This window comes from Rothia santali, from assembly GCF_024199905.1.
Taxonomy (GTDB): Bacteria; Actinomycetota; Actinomycetes; order Actinomycetales; family Micrococcaceae; genus Rothia; species Rothia santali.
Genome location: NZ_JANAFB010000024.1, coordinates 35,488 through 50,242, shown reverse-complemented (window position 1 = coordinate 50,242; position 14,755 = coordinate 35,488). Strand labels below are relative to the sequence as shown.

13 protein-coding genes and 1 riboswitch are annotated in these 14,755 nt (G+C 73.4%); of the genes, 5 read left to right on the top strand and 8 right to left on the bottom strand.

Going from position 1 to position 14,755, the window contains the following annotated elements; genetic code table 11:
- The 4 genes from NBM05_RS10415 to NBM05_RS10400 all read left to right on the top strand — a co-directional run.
- Positions 1 to 901: Gfo/Idh/MocA family protein (locus tag NBM05_RS10415; RefSeq protein WP_254167038.1), on the top strand; the 901-nt coding region annotated here is incomplete at its 5' end.
- A gap of 675 nt (positions 902 to 1,576) precedes the next feature.
- Positions 1,577 to 2,110: a universal stress protein gene (locus tag NBM05_RS10410; protein WP_254167036.1), complete on the top strand. Its 534-nt coding sequence runs from the start codon at positions 1,577 to 1,579 to the stop codon at positions 2,108 to 2,110.
- 194 nt (positions 2,111 to 2,304) lie between these two features.
- The gene (locus NBM05_RS10405) at positions 2,305 to 2,826 is read left to right on the top strand and encodes a fluoride efflux transporter FluC (RefSeq protein WP_254167034.1); all 522 of its coding nucleotides are present in this window, start codon (positions 2,305 to 2,307) and stop codon (positions 2,824 to 2,826) included.
- Positions 2,827 to 2,899: 73 nt separating this feature from the next.
- On the top strand, positions 2,900 to 3,277 hold the full coding sequence (locus NBM05_RS10400; protein WP_254167032.1) for a fluoride efflux transporter FluC: 378 nt from the start codon (positions 2,900 to 2,902) through the stop codon (positions 3,275 to 3,277).
- Positions 3,278 to 3,794: 517 nt separating this feature from the next.
- On the opposite strand, the gene NBM05_RS10395 is transcribed toward NBM05_RS10400, so the two are convergent.
- The 7 genes from NBM05_RS10395 to NBM05_RS10365 all read right to left on the bottom strand — a co-directional run bounded on the left by NBM05_RS10395 (position 3,795) and on the right by NBM05_RS10365 (position 12,272).
- Positions 3,795 to 4,718, bottom strand: a complete 924-nt coding sequence (locus NBM05_RS10395) for a bile acid:sodium symporter (protein WP_254167048.1) — start codon at positions 4,716 to 4,718, stop codon at positions 3,795 to 3,797.
- A gap of 174 nt (positions 4,719 to 4,892) precedes the next feature.
- Positions 4,893 to 6,212, bottom strand: a complete 1,320-nt coding sequence (locus NBM05_RS10390) for an RbtT/DalT/CsbX family MFS transporter (RefSeq protein WP_254167031.1) — start codon at positions 6,210 to 6,212, stop codon at positions 4,893 to 4,895.
- Entirely contained in the window at positions 6,209 to 7,795 is a 1,587-nt protein-coding gene (locus NBM05_RS10385; RefSeq protein ID WP_254167029.1) for an LLM class flavin-dependent oxidoreductase, read from the bottom strand. Before NBM05_RS10385 ends, NBM05_RS10390 begins: the two co-directional genes overlap by 4 nt.
- The gene (locus NBM05_RS10380) at positions 7,788 to 9,191 is read right to left on the bottom strand and encodes an acyl-CoA dehydrogenase family protein (protein ID WP_254167027.1); all 1,404 of its coding nucleotides are present in this window, start codon (positions 9,189 to 9,191) and stop codon (positions 7,788 to 7,790) included. The genes NBM05_RS10385 and NBM05_RS10380 overlap by 8 nt, the downstream gene beginning before the upstream one ends.
- A gap of 74 nt (positions 9,192 to 9,265) precedes the next feature.
- Positions 9,266 to 10,621, bottom strand: coding sequence for an acyl-CoA dehydrogenase family protein (locus NBM05_RS10375; protein WP_254167025.1), 1,356 nt, complete (start codon positions 10,619 to 10,621; stop codon positions 9,266 to 9,268).
- Positions 10,622 to 10,664: 43 nt separating this feature from the next.
- A riboswitch (SAM riboswitch) is annotated at positions 10,665 to 10,781 on the bottom strand.
- A gap of 70 nt (positions 10,782 to 10,851) precedes the next feature.
- On the bottom strand, positions 10,852 to 11,616 hold the full coding sequence (locus NBM05_RS10370) for a zeta toxin family protein (RefSeq protein WP_302183888.1): 765 nt from the start codon (positions 11,614 to 11,616) through the stop codon (positions 10,852 to 10,854).
- A gap of 122 nt (positions 11,617 to 11,738) precedes the next feature.
- Positions 11,739 to 12,272 (bottom strand): hypothetical protein, encoded by a 534-nt coding sequence (locus tag NBM05_RS10365; protein ID WP_254167021.1) that lies wholly within the window; start codon positions 12,270 to 12,272, stop codon positions 11,739 to 11,741.
- A gap of 238 nt (positions 12,273 to 12,510) precedes the next feature.
- Between NBM05_RS10365 and NBM05_RS10360 the strand changes: the two genes are divergently transcribed.
- Positions 12,511 to 13,536: a CobW family GTP-binding protein gene (locus NBM05_RS10360; RefSeq protein WP_254167019.1), complete on the top strand. Its 1,026-nt coding sequence runs from the start codon at positions 12,511 to 12,513 to the stop codon at positions 13,534 to 13,536.
- Positions 13,537 to 13,634: 98 nt separating this feature from the next.
- Here NBM05_RS10360 and NBM05_RS10355 read toward each other — a convergent pair whose 3' ends face one another.
- Entirely contained in the window at positions 13,635 to 14,717 is a 1,083-nt protein-coding gene (locus NBM05_RS10355; protein ID WP_254167017.1) for a LacI family DNA-binding transcriptional regulator, read from the bottom strand.
- Between the last annotated feature and the right edge of the window lie 38 nt (positions 14,718 to 14,755).

Here is a 14,755-nt window from a genome sequence, read left to right as displayed (position 1 = left end):
GGAGGAGGTCGCGGCGGCGTCGGCCCCGGCGGCCGAGGACGCACCGGGGCGTGCCCGGGTCTCTCGGCGGCTGGCCGACGGCCGGCACCTGGAGGGCCTGGACGGCCTGGTGATCGCCACCTCGACCGCGAGCCACCCCGGCCTGGTCCGCGAGGCGGTGGCCGCCGGCGTGCCGCTGCTGGTGGAGAAGCCCCTGGCGCTGGAGCTCGAGGAGCAGGACGCGCTGGTCGCCGAGCTGGAGGCCTCGCCGGTGCCGATCATGATGGCCTACCACCGCCGCTACGACCCCGCCTACCGGGACCTGCGCGAGCGGGTGCGGACCGGGGAGATGGGCCGGATCCGGCTCGTCCACGCCGTGAGCCACGACCACCACCACGTGACGGCCGACTACATCGGGCCCTCGGGCGGAATCTGGCGCGACCTGGTCATCCACGACCTCGACACCGTGCCGTGGCTGCTGGGCGAGGAGGTGGAGGCCGTCTACGCGACCGGGACCGCGATCGACGAGCCGGCCTACGCCGAGCACGGCGACCTCGACACCGCGACCGCGATCCTCTCCTTCCGCTCGGGCGCGCAGGCGGTGATCAGCGCGGCCCGCAACATCGCGGCCGGGCACGACGTGCGCACCGAGGTCTACGGCAGCGACGGCGCCTACGCCACGGGCCTGGACGGGCTGACGCCGGTGGTCTCCACGGAGCCCGGGACGCAGCCGCCCGCCCAGACCCACGAGGAGTTCACCGATCGCTTCGCCCGGGCCTTCCGCGCCGAGGCGGACCACTTCGTGAGCATGCTCCGGGGCGAGGCGGAGAGCCTGACCCCGCCGGCTCAGTGCGCCGGCGCGCTGCGGCTGGCCCTGGCGGCCGAGGAGTCGGTGCGGACGGGGGCGCCCGTGCGGGGCTGAGAAGCCCGCCTCCGCGCGCCCCCGGCGGCCCCCACGGCCGGTGCCGCGAGGGCCCCGGCGTCGGCGGGTGCGGTGGTGCTGGCGGCGGGAGTGCTCGATGGCGTCCTGGGCCTCGCCCAGGGTGCCGTAGTCGCCCAGGTGCTGGCCGTACTGGCCGTGCAGCGAGCAGTGGGTGTCGGTGGTGGTGATGTATCCGGCGAACTCCCCGTCGCGGGTGCCGGAGTAGACGGTGTAGTCGGCCTGGTGCCAGACGACCTCGGAGGTCGCGGGCGCGTTCGTGTTCATGGGTATCTCTGGGACTTCTGTTCGTGCATTGCACGGTGCGCCCCTCGTCGGGCGTCGCGTGCTGGTGTCAGTGCGAGGCGGAAACCTCCACCGTTCACGCGATGGGGAAGACGTCGCCTCGGGCCGCGGCAGGATCCAGGACGGTTCGCCGTCGGATCGGCCATGCTAGCCAAAGCAGCCTCCACGGTAGCACGGCAGGGCCCGCGTGCCTAGGGGTTCGGGAAGGAAAGCGACCGACACCGGGGCTCGCGCGGGGATGGCGCGCGTGAAAGACTGGAGGAAGGCGGGCACGGACCGTCACGGCGGTGGGGCTCGCCGTACCCAACCTCGAGTCATCGACGACAGTCCCTACCCGAATGGCCCGAGCGCGCCCGAAAGGTAGGAGAGCCGATGACCACCGGACCCCACGAGCGGAACGAGCATCACCCCGGCCCCGTCGTCGTGGGCGTGGTGCCGGGGATCCCGCTCGCGGTCGTCGCCGAGGCGGCCGGTTTCGCCGAGCACTTCCGCACCGAGCTGATCTGCGTAAGCGTGGACGCCTCCCGCTACTCGGACGCCCCCGGCACCGACGAGGGGCTCGCGGCCCGCCCCATCGACCCCGACGCCGCGGGCGACGACGCCGTCGAGTTCGACCCCCGCCTGCGCGCCGCGATCGCCTCCGTCATGGAGTGCCGCTCGGTGTCCTGGTCCGTGCGCGCGCTCGCGGGCGGGGCTGCCCGGCGGCTGACCCGGTTCGCGGACGACGTCGACGCCTCGATGATCGTGGTCGGCACCCGGGAGGCCGGGGTCAAGGGGTCGCTGCGCGAGTTCTTCAACGGCTCCGTCGCGGTCCAGCTCGCCCACACCCAGCGCCGCCCGGTCGTGGTGATCCCCCTGGACCCCCGCGCCGACCGCAGCGGTCTCCCCCTGGGACGGGGCGAGTAGTGGCGGCGGGGCGGGAGGCGTCTAAGACAAGGCGAATGGCAGCGGGCCGGAAGACGTCCGAGGCAGGACGATCGGCGGCGGGTCGGAAAGCGGCCGAGGCAGGGCGAGTCGCGGCGGGTCGGAAGGCGCCGGCCCGGGGCGCAGGGCGGCAGGCGGCCGCCCGGGAGCTGCCGGTCCACCTGCGTCCGTCCTCGATGGCCTTGGTCTTCCTCGGCGCGGCGCTGGGGGTCTCGGCCCGGGAGGCGCTGGTCCTGGCGTTCCCGGCGGGGCACGGCGTTCCCTGGGCGGTGCTGGGCATCAACGTGACCGGCTCGTTCGCGCTGGGGCTGCTCCTGGACGCGCTCGCCCGCGGCGGGCCGGACCGGGGCCGACGCCGGGCCGCCCGCCTCAGCCTCGGAACGGGCCTGATCGGCGGGTACACCACCTACAGTGCGCTCGCGACGGACGCGGCGGGCCTGATCGGCGCGGGATCGCCGGGGCCCGGCCTCGCCTACGCGCTGGCGACGCTGCTGGCGGGCGGCGTCGCGACGTGGCTCGGCATGGCCGCGGCGACGCTGGTCCGCCGGCCTGGGGCGGGCCCCGCCGAGGGTGCCGGGCCGCGCCGGGGGCGGCCCCGCCGCAGCCTCCGGGCGCAGATCACCGGCAGGACCCGGCGAAGCCCTTCGGGCCGGACGCGAGCGCGCTCCCCGGCCCGGTGTCGGACGCGAGCGCATTGACCGACCCCGTCTCGGATGCGTCCGTGGACCCCGACTCCGACGCGTACCCCTCCGCCCCCGGGAAGGACCGCCGATGACGCCGCTCGCCTTCGTCCTGATGGCCGCCGCCGGGGGAGCGGGCGCGGTGTGCCGCCTGGTGCTCGACGGCGTCGTGCGCGCGCGGACCACCGGGGCCATCCCGTGGGGGACCGTGCTGATCAACCTGAGCGGCTCGTTCCTGCTGGGGCTCCTGACGGGGCTGGTCGGGTCCCGGGTGCTGCCCGAGGCGCTCCTGCTGGTCCTCGGCACGGGGTTCCTCGGCGGCTACACGACCTACTCCACCGCGAGCTTCGAGACCGTCCGCCTGCTCCAGCAGCGGAGGTGGGCGGCCGGCGTCGCCAACGGTCTGGGCGTCCTGGTGACCGCGACGGCGGCGGCCGGGCTCGGGCTGTGGCTGGGCGCCGTCGTGTAGCACCGGGGGCGGATGCCACTCCGCGTCACCGCGGCCCGGTGCGGCACGTGGCACTGCCGGGGGCGTCGGGTGTTGCCCGGGTGGCCGCTCGGCGCGGCCCGGTGCGGCGCGGCGTGGCTCAGTGGCAGACCGGCGGGAGGGACGGTGCGATCCGGCGGCGTCCGACGCCGGAAGCCGAGATTTCCGGTTATCACCCTTGTCGAGAACTAGGCGTTTTCGGAGGTTCCGTTCCGGTCATCTCGAGCGTGGGCTTGCGGATCGGGCCCCGTGCGAGCGCGGGATCTCCGGAACCAAAGCTCCGAAAATCGCTAGCAGTGAGCAGCTCTGCATATGATCCCGCGCGATTCTGCGCATGATTCCGCGCGACGCCGCGCACGGGCGATGGCATGCGGTCGATGGCTCTGGGGTGATCCTGGCACTGGCACTGGCACTGGCACTGGCACTGGCACTGGCACTGGCGCTGGCCCGGCCTCGGCCCCGGCACAGGGAGAGGGGCGGAAGCGGGAGCAAACCCGGCTCACCCGGGCGCGGCGGCAGCCCCGTGCGGGACGAGCCGCGGCATCAGCCGGACCAGGATCACCATGCCCAGCAGCTCCACCAGGGTCTGCGTCACCACCGCGAGCGGCGCGAGGGCCAGGGGCTCCGGCAGGGCCAGGGCGAGCGGCAGGACCACGAGCGAGTTGCGCGTCGCGGCGGAGAAGGCGACGGCGCGGCGGGCCGCCGCGTCCAACCGGGCGATCCGCCCGGCGGCGAGGCCCACCGCCACGGCGAGGACGAGGAACGCCGCGTACAGGGGGATCAGCCGGGTCAGCTGCCCGGCCTGCCCGCCCACCCCGGTGATCTGGGAGCCGATCACCACGGCCAGCGTCGCCATCATCAGCGGCACCATCGCACCCGCCATGACGGCCTCCACCGCGGACCCCGCCCGGTGCCTCCGGCCGAGGGCCTGGACCCCGGCCGCCGCGGCAAGCGGGACCACGATGAGCACCAGGAACGCCTCCAGGAAGGGCCCGACGTCGATCACCCCGAGCGCCTCGCGCCCCGCGAAGAGCAGGAGGTACAGGGGGAGGAGGGCCATCTGCAGGAGCATCAGCAGGGGCGTGGCCGCGAGCAGGCGCGCCCGGGCGCCCCCGGCGAGCCCTGTGAAGACGATGACGTAGTCGACGCAGGGAGTCAGTAGCACCAGGAGGACGCCGAGCAGCAGGCCGCGGTCCCCGGCCACGAGGCGCGAGAGCCCGAAGGCGATCAGCGGCACCGCCAAGAAGTTGGCCGCGGCGACCGCGAGCAGGAACCGCGCGTCCGTGAGGCCCCTGCCCACCTCCGTCAGGGGCACGCCCAGGAAGGTCGCGAAGAGCAGCAGCGCGAGGACGGGGTTGATGGAGGCCTCGAGGGCGGGCGCGATCCCCGGCGCACCGAGCCCCGCCGCGACGCCCACGAGCATCGCGGCGAGGTACAGCGGGACCTGGTGCTCGTCCCACCAGCCGGTCAGTCGATGCACGGTCACTCAGCCTTCGTCTCGGGGCGGGCCCCGCCTCGGGGCGGCCCTCTGTCTCCCAGAAGGGTATCCCGGCCGGGCCGGAGACGCGGCGCGGGGCCGCCCCCGACTCCGCGAGGATCAGGCGGCGGACGGAGCGCCCGACGTCGTCGGCTGCTTCAGGAACTGCGTCAGCACCATCCCCACCAGGTACAGCACCGCGATGACCCACACGACCGGCGTCATGCCCAGCGCCGGGACCAGCGCGGCCAGCAGCGGCCCCACGAGCTGGCTGGCCCCCGCGCCGAGGTTCAGCACCGCGATGGCCGAGCCCTTCGAGGCGCCGGCCAGCTGCGGGATGAGCGCGCTGAGCGGGACGAACATGCCCAGGGCCAGCCCGTAGAGCACCGCGATCGCGATGGTCACCCAGAAGTTCGGCCCGATCCAGGTCGGCACGAAGTACAGGGCCAGCACCGTCACGAAGCAGCCGAAGCCGCCGGCCCACGTGATAATCTGCCGCGGACCCAGGTAGTGCGCCCCGTACCCGGCGACGATGTTGGCGAGCACGTTCGCGAAGAGCATCGTGCCCCAGATCAGCTGCCACTCGGTGTCGCTGAACCCGATCTGCCGGACCATGTAGGTGGTCAGGAACGCCACGAACGCGTAGAAGCTCGTGGTGTTGATGACCCGCACGACGCCGCCGATCCCCACCCGCGGATGGTCCCGGACCACGGTGATCCCCTTGACCAGGGCCCCGAGGCTCTCGGCCAGCGGGACCCGCCGCCGCACGGCCCCCGGCACCTTGAACAGCGCGACGGCCGATCCGGCCGCGACGAAGGCCAGCGCCAGCCACAGCGTCCCCAGCTGCCCGATGACCGGCAGCGTGAACCCGGCGACGTAGGAGCTGACGACGCCGAGGCCCAGCGCGTAGGCGAACCAGTACCAGCCCACCGACTTGTGGAGGGTCCGCGGGTCGGCCTCGTCGTTGACCCACACCAGGAACCCGAAGGCGAACATCGCGTAGCCCGCGCCGCGGACGGTGAAGGAGAGCAGCATCAGCGAGTAGTTGCCCACCGAGACGCCGAAGACGAGGAACACCACGTGCATCGCGAGCCAGATCGCGGCGCCGGTCATGATGACCCGCTTGGCGCCCCAGGCCTGGGCGAGGGCCCCGGCGGCCCAGGCGGCGATCGCCGCGCTGGCGCCGTAGGCGCTCCACAGCAGGGCGACGCGGCCGGCGTCGAACCCGAGGGCGTCCAGGTAGGGGGAGAGGAACGCGGTCTCCATGCCGTCGCCGACCATGAACACGGTCAGCGCGGTCAGCGCCCAGCCGAGCTTGCGGCTCCGGGCGGTCCCGTTCCGGGCGGTCCCGTTCCGGGCGGCTCCGTCCGGGGCGGTCCCGGCCCGGCCGGCGTCGGGCCCCGACGCCGTGGCGGAGGTCTGTCCCGTGCCCGCGCTCATGCCCGGGCCCCGCTCGCGGCGGCGACGGATCCGCGGGAGACTGCCGGGCGAACATCGGGCGGGCAGACGGCGGCCGGGCGGGAGGCGGTTGACGACTCGCCGGTCGAGGTCCGCGACTCGTCGGCGGAAGGTTGCGACTCGTCGGCGGAGGGCCGCGACCCGGCGGCGGCCGCGGCCGCCCGCACCGCCTCACCGGCGTTCCGGCCGGGGTGCCCCTCGGGCAGCCGGTCGCCCGCGCCGAAGAGCTTGTGCCGCAGCGTGCCCTCCTCGTACCCCTCGGGGTAGGCGCCGAGCCGCTGCAGGGCGGGCACCACGTGCTCGACGACGTCCTCGAACGTCCCCGGCGTGATCGCGTAGGCGAGGTTGAAGCCGTCGACGCCGGTCTCCTCGGCCCACTCGATCAGCTCGCGCGCCACGGACTCCCCGGATCCGACGATCCGCGGCCCGAACCCGCCGATGCCCACGAACTCCGCGATGTCCCGCACCGTCCAGGGCTTGCCGTCCTCGTTGACCTTCTGGAAGGTCTCGATCGCCGAGTGGATCGCGTTGGACTGCACGTTGCCGATCGGCTCGTCGAGGTCGAAGCCGGACAGGTCCAGCCCCATCCACCCGGAGATCAGGGTCAGGGCGCCCTCGTGGTCCACGTACCCCTGGAGCTCGCGGTGCCTCGCGTGCGCCGCCTCGTCGGTGGGCCCGGTGACGATGGTCAGCAGGTTGTAGATCCGGATCGAGTCGCGGGGCCGCCCGGCCGCCTCGACGGCGTCGCGCAGCTTGGCGACCGACTCGCGCAGGTGGCTCTTGGTCGGGCTCGCGACGAACACGCACTCGGCGTTCTCCGCCGCGAAGCGGGTGCCGCGCCGGGACGCGCCCGCCTGGAACAGCACGGGAGTGCGCTGCGGGGACGGCTCGCACAGGTGGATGCCGGGCACGGTGAAGTACGGGCCGGCGTGGTCGATCTCGTGGACGCGCGCGGGGTCGGTGAAGGTGCAGGAGGCGGCGTCGCGCACGACGGCGTCGTCCTCCCAGGAGCCCTCGAGCAGCTTGTAGACCACCTGGAGGTAGTCCTCGGCGTGGGCGTAGCGCTCGTCGTGCTCGAGCTGGTCGGCGTTGCCGAAGTTCCGCGCCGCCGAGGGCAGGTACCCGGTCACGATGTTCCAGCCGAGCCGCCCGCGGGTCACGTGGTCCAGTGTGGAGAGGCGGCGGGCGAAGGAGTAGGGGTGCTCGTAGGCGGTGCCGGCCGTGACGCCGAAGCCCAGGTGCTCGGTCACGGCCGCCATCCCGGAGACCAGCAGCAGCGGGTCGTTGACCGGGACCTGGGTGCCGGCCTTCAGCGTCGCGGCGTTGGACCCGCCGTAGACGTCGTAGGTGCCCAGCACGTCGGCGATGAAGATCCCGTCGAAGAGCCCCTTCTCCAGGGTCTGCGCGAGCCCGGTCCAGTAGCCGAGGTCCTTGTACGACGCCGAGCGGTCCTCGGGGTGCCGCCACAGCCCGGGGGACTGGTGGCCGACGCAGTTCATGTCGAAGGCGTTGAAGCGCACGCGCGGGGTGGCCCGCGCGGTCGAGGGTGCGGCGTGCTCAGGCATGTCCGGCTCCTTTGTTGATTCCGACCTCCCAGACCAGCAGCGGCTGCCGGTCGTTGACCAGCAGGTCGCCGAGCTGGCGGGCCTTGTAGATCCAGGGGTTGTGGTTGGCGACGGTGCGCGCGTTGCGCCAGTGCCGGTCCAGGCCGAGCCCGGTGTCGGTGGCCGAGGCGCTCAGCGCGTCGAAGAGCTGCGTGGCCGCCCGGGGCACGATGGCGCTCAGGGCCACCTGGGCCTTCGCCGTCGCGGTCTCGAAGGCGAGGATGTGGGCGGGCGCGGCGGGAATCGACGACTCGTCACTTTCGGCGGGGATCGACGACTCATCGCTTTCGGCGGGTGCCGGCGACTCGCCCGCGGCGGGCGCTGACGACTCGTCGCCTCCGACGGGCACCGACGAGTCGCCTCCCGCGGCCACGGACGACTCGTCGCTCCCGACGGAACCCGCCCGCTCGCCGTCGATGGCCTCGTCGAGCAGTCGCGCGGTCCGCAGCGCGAGCGTGCGGGCGGTGAACGCCGCGGCCTCGAGCTCGCCCGCGACCTGGAGGATCTGCGGGTCGTGACGGACCAGCTCAGTGTTGGCGTGCGAGTAGTTGCGCGTGCGGTTCCGGACCCGGACCTCGAGGTCGTCGACGACGCCCTGCGCGATGCCCGCGTGAACGGTCAGCAGGAACTGCTGGTACAGCCCCGTCTGGTACCCGATCCGCTCGGCGAACGGCTTCACCTGGCCGGCGGGCACGAAGACCTCGTCGAACACGGCCTTTCCCGAACCGGTCTGGCGCTGCCCGAAGCCCGACCAGTCGTCGCTGATCGTGACGCTGCCCTCCGGCGCGCCGGCGGCCGGGGTCAGGGGCGCGACGACGTCGAGCGCCTCCCCGGTCCCGGCGTGGCGGGCCGTGACGTCGGCCCAGTCGGCGAAGATGCTGCCGGTCGTGTAGTACTTCGTGCCGCTGAGGAGGTAGCCCGCGACGCCGCCCCGCTCGGCCGGCGTCGCGGTCGTGGCGGTGCCGCCGGCCCCGGGCTCGGTCCAGGCGTTGCCGGCGAGCCCGCGATCGGCCGCGAAGCGCAGCACGTGCTCCGCCTGCGCGACGGCCGCCGGGCTCCGGTGGCGCCTGAGCGCCGAGGTCTCGAGCGCGTCGTCGACCAGGGTGAAGTGACCGCGCAGGGCCTGGACGATCGACGAGTCGGCGGCGGCGAGGTCGATCAGCAGGTCGGTGGTCTCCTCCCAGGTCAGGCCGGCGCCGCCGTCCTCGCGGGGGAGGCGCACGGCGCCGAGGCCCGCCTGGGCGAGCGCGCGGATCTCCAGGTGCGGCAGCACCCGGTTCCGCTCGCGCTCGACGGCGCCCTCGGCGATGACGGGCAGGAGCTCGCGGATGCGGTGGATGGACACGGGGTCGGTCATGGTCTGTCGTTCCTCTGCGGATGGCGGGTCGGCGGGTGGCGACTCGGGCGGGACGAGAGGCCCCGCGCCGGCGATCAGGTGTACAGCGAGATCGGCTGGAGCTCGCCGCGCAGGAAGTGGGCGCCCACCTCGGCGCGCTTGTAGTCCACCGGGTCGTGCAGGGTGTGGGTGCGCACGTTGCGCCAGAACAGGTCCAGGCCGGAGCCCGGCGTCGCGGAGGAGGCGCCGGTGGCCTCGTAAATACGCTGGGTGGTGTCCAGGCCGACGTCGGTCGCCACGATCTTCAGCGCGGCGATCTCCACCGCGTACTCCCCGCGCTCCGCGGCGGTGAGCCCCCCGCCGCGGCCGAGGTGGTGCGCGGAGCGGCGGTTCAGGCCGTCGGCCAGGGCCAGCCCGGCCTTGAGCTTGGCCAGCAGCTCGCCGTAGAGGCGCTCGACGTAGGGGTCGTGCGCGTAGTCCTCCGCCGAGCTGAGGAACCAGGAGTTCCGGCGGGCCAGCGTGATCTCGCGGCCGCGCTGCAGCGCGCCCTCGGCGATCCCGAGGTACAGGTTGGAGAAGGCGAGCTGGATCAGCGGCGTGACCAGGGTGGAGAACGGCACCTCGCCGACCGGGCCGACGAGGTCCTCCGGGAGGACGCGGACGTCGTCGTAGGTCACCCCGCCCGAGGCGGACAGGCGCTGTCCGAGGGAGTCCCACGCCTCGTCGAAGCGGACGCCGGGGCGCTCGCGGCCCACGACGAAGGCCGCGGTGGTCCCGGCCAGCGGACCCGCGGCGATCTCCGCGTTGACCAGCGTGACCTCCCCGACCGAGGCGCCGGTGCAGAACCGCTTGCGGCCGTTGAGGCGGAAACCCTCGCCGGCCTCCTCGGGTGTGAGGGAGAAGGCCGGGTCCACGGGGTTCACGGCGTCGCCCCAGATCCAGGAGCCGGCGGCGGAGGCGCGGAAGAGGCGCTCCTGGACCTCGGCGCCGCCGTAGAAGGCCACCGCGGAGACGTTGGCGTAGTGGTAGGCGAGCAGCTGGGCGATCGAGGCGTCGTGGCGGGAGAGCAGGCGCACCGCGCGCAGCCCGGCCTCCCAGGTGCCGCCCCCGCCGCCGAACTCGCGCGGGATGATCAGGTCCACCAGGCCGGAGTCCTTGAGCAGCCGCAGCTCGGCGCTCGGGTCCTGACCGGCGGCGTCGCGCTCGACGGCGTCCGCGGCCAGTTGCTCGCCGACGCGGAGGGCGACGTCGTCCCAGCGGGCGAGCTCCCCCGGCGAGGAGGGAGCGCCCCATGGCGTGTGCGGCGTGGCCGGCCGCTCCAGGATCCGGTGGGCGGCGGGGACCGCGGGTGCCGCCGGCGCGGTGGAGGCTGCAGGGGCCGCGGGCGTCGTCGCGGGCGCGGCGGGCGCCGCCGGTGCGGTGGAGGCGGCGTGGGCGGGGGACGGACTCATGGTCGGGCTCCTCGGCGTCGGGGCGCGTCCGAGGCTCGAGGACGCACCGCACTTACCGCGTGCGGGGGCGCAGCGGTCGGATCGTCATCTGGGGCACCCCACCACGGTGAGAGGGTTGCCGCCCAGGCCAGCCAGAGCTTCGCGCCTGGATCTCTTGATCCTTGTCAGCGTCCAAGGTAGCAATCGGCGACGTGCGCGCACCACGCCCGAGCCGTTCTTGAATTCTTATGTCACGCGCGGGGCGGGCCGGCGTCATGCGGCGTCATGCGGCGGCCCGTGCGGTGGGTCTCATCGGGGTGAGACGGGGGTGCGACGAGGCGGAGGTCGACCTCCCAGCCGAGCGCCTCGGCCTTCTCCGACAGGGCGCGTGCGTTCCGGGAGCAGATCGAGACTCTCTCGTCTTTCTCGAAATGGGACCGAATGACCGCGGGTGGGATGAAGCGTCCGCCGAGGGGGTCGCTCTGCTGCTCGCGCAGGGACCACCAGCGGTCTAGGGCTTGTTGGCAGGCGACAGCGCAGGGAACCTCCACAGCGACCACGGTGAGACGACGGTATCGGTGGTGGTCGAGCTCCGCGAGGAGGTCGTCGGCATGTGCCCCCTGGGACAGGGTCCCGTGCACGATCACGTCCTCCCCGCGTTTCAGGGCCTCCGTGCGAGCCGTGTTCGCGATGATGGTCGACTCGGCGTGAACGTAGGACGACAGCTCCCGAGGGGCCACCGGGCGTCCGTCGCACAGCTCGTGCTCGGTCCAGCGGGACAGGAGGTCATCGTCGAGTGCCCGTTCGAGAAGAAGATCCTTGAAGTCATCGGCGTCGATGTGCCGGAACCCCCGGAAATCCTGGAACGACTGCATGGCCACGCTCTTCCCCGCCCCTGGAGGTCCCGCGGTGACGACTACGGTCAGAGACCCCTGCCTTGACGGGACAGGATGGGAAGACCGATGACGTTCTACCAGCTCCTCGTGAAAGCGGAGTCTTGACGGTTCGTACAGCATCCCATCGCGGGCGTAGCGCATGTGCGTGGTAGCGTCCGGCCTCGTCGTCCATGGCGAGAGCAGACCCTGTCGTCCGAGCCATGCCGCGAGCTCCTGGCCGGTGCGGTCGCGTAGGCCGGAGGTCATGGCGCTGCATGCTGGGCGAGGGCGCGCCTGACCTCTTCGTACTCGCGTTCGTCGAGCAGTCCTTCGTGGAAGGCCTCCATCAGCTGGCGGGCGGTGCCGAGAATCGTCGCTGCTCCATCATGGGCGGAGAGGTCCTCGGGCAGTCTGACCGTGTAGGGGAAGTGGATCAGCTCGTGGAGCATCTGCCGGTCGCTCGTCATTCCAGCCCGGCGTCTCAGCATGATCTCCCTCGGCGAGGGCCTCGTCTCAGTCAAGGTGCGCCGGGCCAGGCGGCGAGAGATCTCCGCCTGTGAGAGGCCCACGTGAAGCGCGATACGGCGCTGGGAGACGCCCAGGTCGCTCAACAGGAGGATGTCACGTCGAATACCGAGATCGGCCAGCTCGCGGACGGCTCTCTGGCGCTGGAGGTCTGCCCACACCTCAGCCTCTGTCGGCTGGATGGGGGCAGGGTCGGAAACGTCGGTCTCGTGGAGGGCCGGCTGATCCGCCCCCGGGTTCGGCTGAGTTCGAGTCTTCTGTGCGGTGGACATGAATCCATCTCCTCTCTGATACATAATGTATCACCAGGCGGTGCGGGAGGGTGAGGTGAGTGGACTCGCCGAGCCGGAATCGTATGTCGGGACGCCAGTGGCCGACAACGTGCCGCACGAACTCCTGGGGGGGGGAGATCGTCTCCAACCGCGATCCGGGACGGTGCGGTGGGCCGTTCGTCCACACATCCCCGGGAGTCGGCCCGGCCACGGCGAGGTGCGGGGCTACGATGTCCCCATGTCCTCCCGCACGGTCCCCGTCATCGCGCTGACCGGTCACCTCGGTGCCGGCAAGACCACGGTGCTCAACCACCTCCTGCACCGCCCCGGCGCGCGCGTGGGGGTGATCGTCAACGACTTCGGCGAGATCAACGTCGACGCCGGACTGATCACCGGCCAGGTCGACGAGGCCGCCTCCATCGCGGGCGGCTGCCTGTGCTGCATGCCGGACACCGACGGGCTCGACGTCGCCCTCGAGAAGCTGGCCCGCCCCAAGCTGCGGCTGGACGCGATCATCGTCGAAGCCAGCGGCGTCGCCGAGCCGCTGGCGCTGGTGAACCTGATCCGCTCCTCCGCGAGCCGGCGGGCGCGCTTCGGCGGGCTGATCGACGTTGTCGACGCCGCCGAGCACTTCGCGACGGTCGACACCGGCACCATGCCCCCGGTCCGCTACGCCGCGGCGTCGCTGGTGGTGGTCAACAAGACCGACCGCCTGCCGCCGGACCGCGCGCCCGAGATCCTGGCCCGGATCCGCGAGCGGGCGCGCCTGCGCAACCCCGGCGTGCACCTGCTGGAGACGACCCACGGGCGGATCGACCCGGACCTGGTCTTCGACGTCGCGAACGCCCGGGACGCCCCGGACCAGCTGCCCATCGCGGAGCTGCTGCGGGCGGCCGACGACGCCGGGGACCACGTCCACGCCGACGCCGTGACCGTGCCGCTGCCGCACCCGGTGGACGCCGGCGCGCTCGCCGACCTCCTGGAGGACCCGCCCGGCGGCGTGTACCGGCTCAAGGGCGACGTCCTGGTGCGGGCCGGCGACGCCGTGCGCACCTGCACGATCAACATGGTCGGCCCGCAGCTGCACCTCACCGAGGGCGGTGCCGCGCCCGCGGCCCCGGGCTTGGTGGCCATCGGGATGCGCCTGGACGCGGAGGCGGTGCGGGCACGGCTCGAGCGGATCGCGGAGGCCCCGGAGGCCGGGGGCGCGGGGGAGTCGAACGGCCTGCCCCGGCTGCGGAGGCTGCGCACGCTCAGCGCGTAGGGGCGGGACGACGTCGCGGCCTGTGTCCGCCAGGCGCTCGAGAAGCTGCGGGTCGTCCTGGAGGTCGACTGCGTGGCCGTGGTGCGGGAGGGGGGGGGCTAGGTTCCGGTCTCGTCCCGTTCCGCCGAACCGCCACACGAAGCGGAACGGCGCCGCGGCGCCGCCGTACTGGAACGGACGAGCAGGTGCGGCGGCTCGCGGTGCGCCACGGGCGCGGCGTCGGCCTCCTCGATGCGCCGGATGACCGCCTCCACGGCCCGCTCCGCGAGGCTCACCGGGTCGTAGCCAACCGTGGTCAGGTCCACGTAGGGCAGGCGGGAGAGCGAGGCGTCGTCGAACCCCGCGACCGAGACGTCCTCCGGGACCCGCAGGCCGTGGCGGACGAGGGTGCCGAGCACGCCCATGGCGATCCGGTCATTGCCACCGACCACCGCGGTGGGCAGCTCGGGCCGGGACAGGAGGCGCAGGGTGGCCTCGGCCCCGCCCTCCTCGGTGTAGTGCCCGGGCACGACGTCGGACGAGGCTGACAGCCCGTGCGCTCGCAGGGCGTCCTCGTAGGCGGCGCGGCGGATCTCGCTGTTGGGCCCGTCCCCGCCGGTGACGTAGGCGATCCGCGTATGCCCGAGCGCGAGGAGGTGCTCCACGACCAGCCGGGTGCCGCCGCCGTCGTCCACCCGGACGTCGTCGAGCGACTCCTCGCTCGTGGGCCCGCCCAGCATGACGGCGGGGACGCCGGCCGGCAGCCCCTCGATGCGGGCCCCGCCGTGCTCCGCGCCGAGGACCACCATTCCCTCGACCCGTTGGCTCTGCAGCTCGCCCATGACCGCGTCGTGGCCGCGCCGGGAGGTCAGCGGTGCGAGGACGAGCGTGAACCCGCGGGCCTCGGCCGCGCCGAAGAGCGCCTCCACGAGGTCCACCTCGAACGGCTGTCGCATGGTGAAGACGACGCCGACCCGCCGGGTCCTCTTGCCTCGCAGGGCCCGCGCCGAGGCGTTCGGGTGGTACCCCAGCTCCCGGGCGGCCTCGAAGACCCTCCGCCGCGTCTCCTCACTGGCGCCCGGCTGCTCCCGCAGCACGATGGAGACCAGCTGGCGGGAGACGCCCACGCGCTCCGCGATGGACTTCATGGTGGGTGGGCCCTGCGGGCTCGCGGGGGCTCGAGGGGTGGCGTCGGCGCTCATGGGTCCCATGATGGCACGAGCCGGGACCTGCGGCGTCG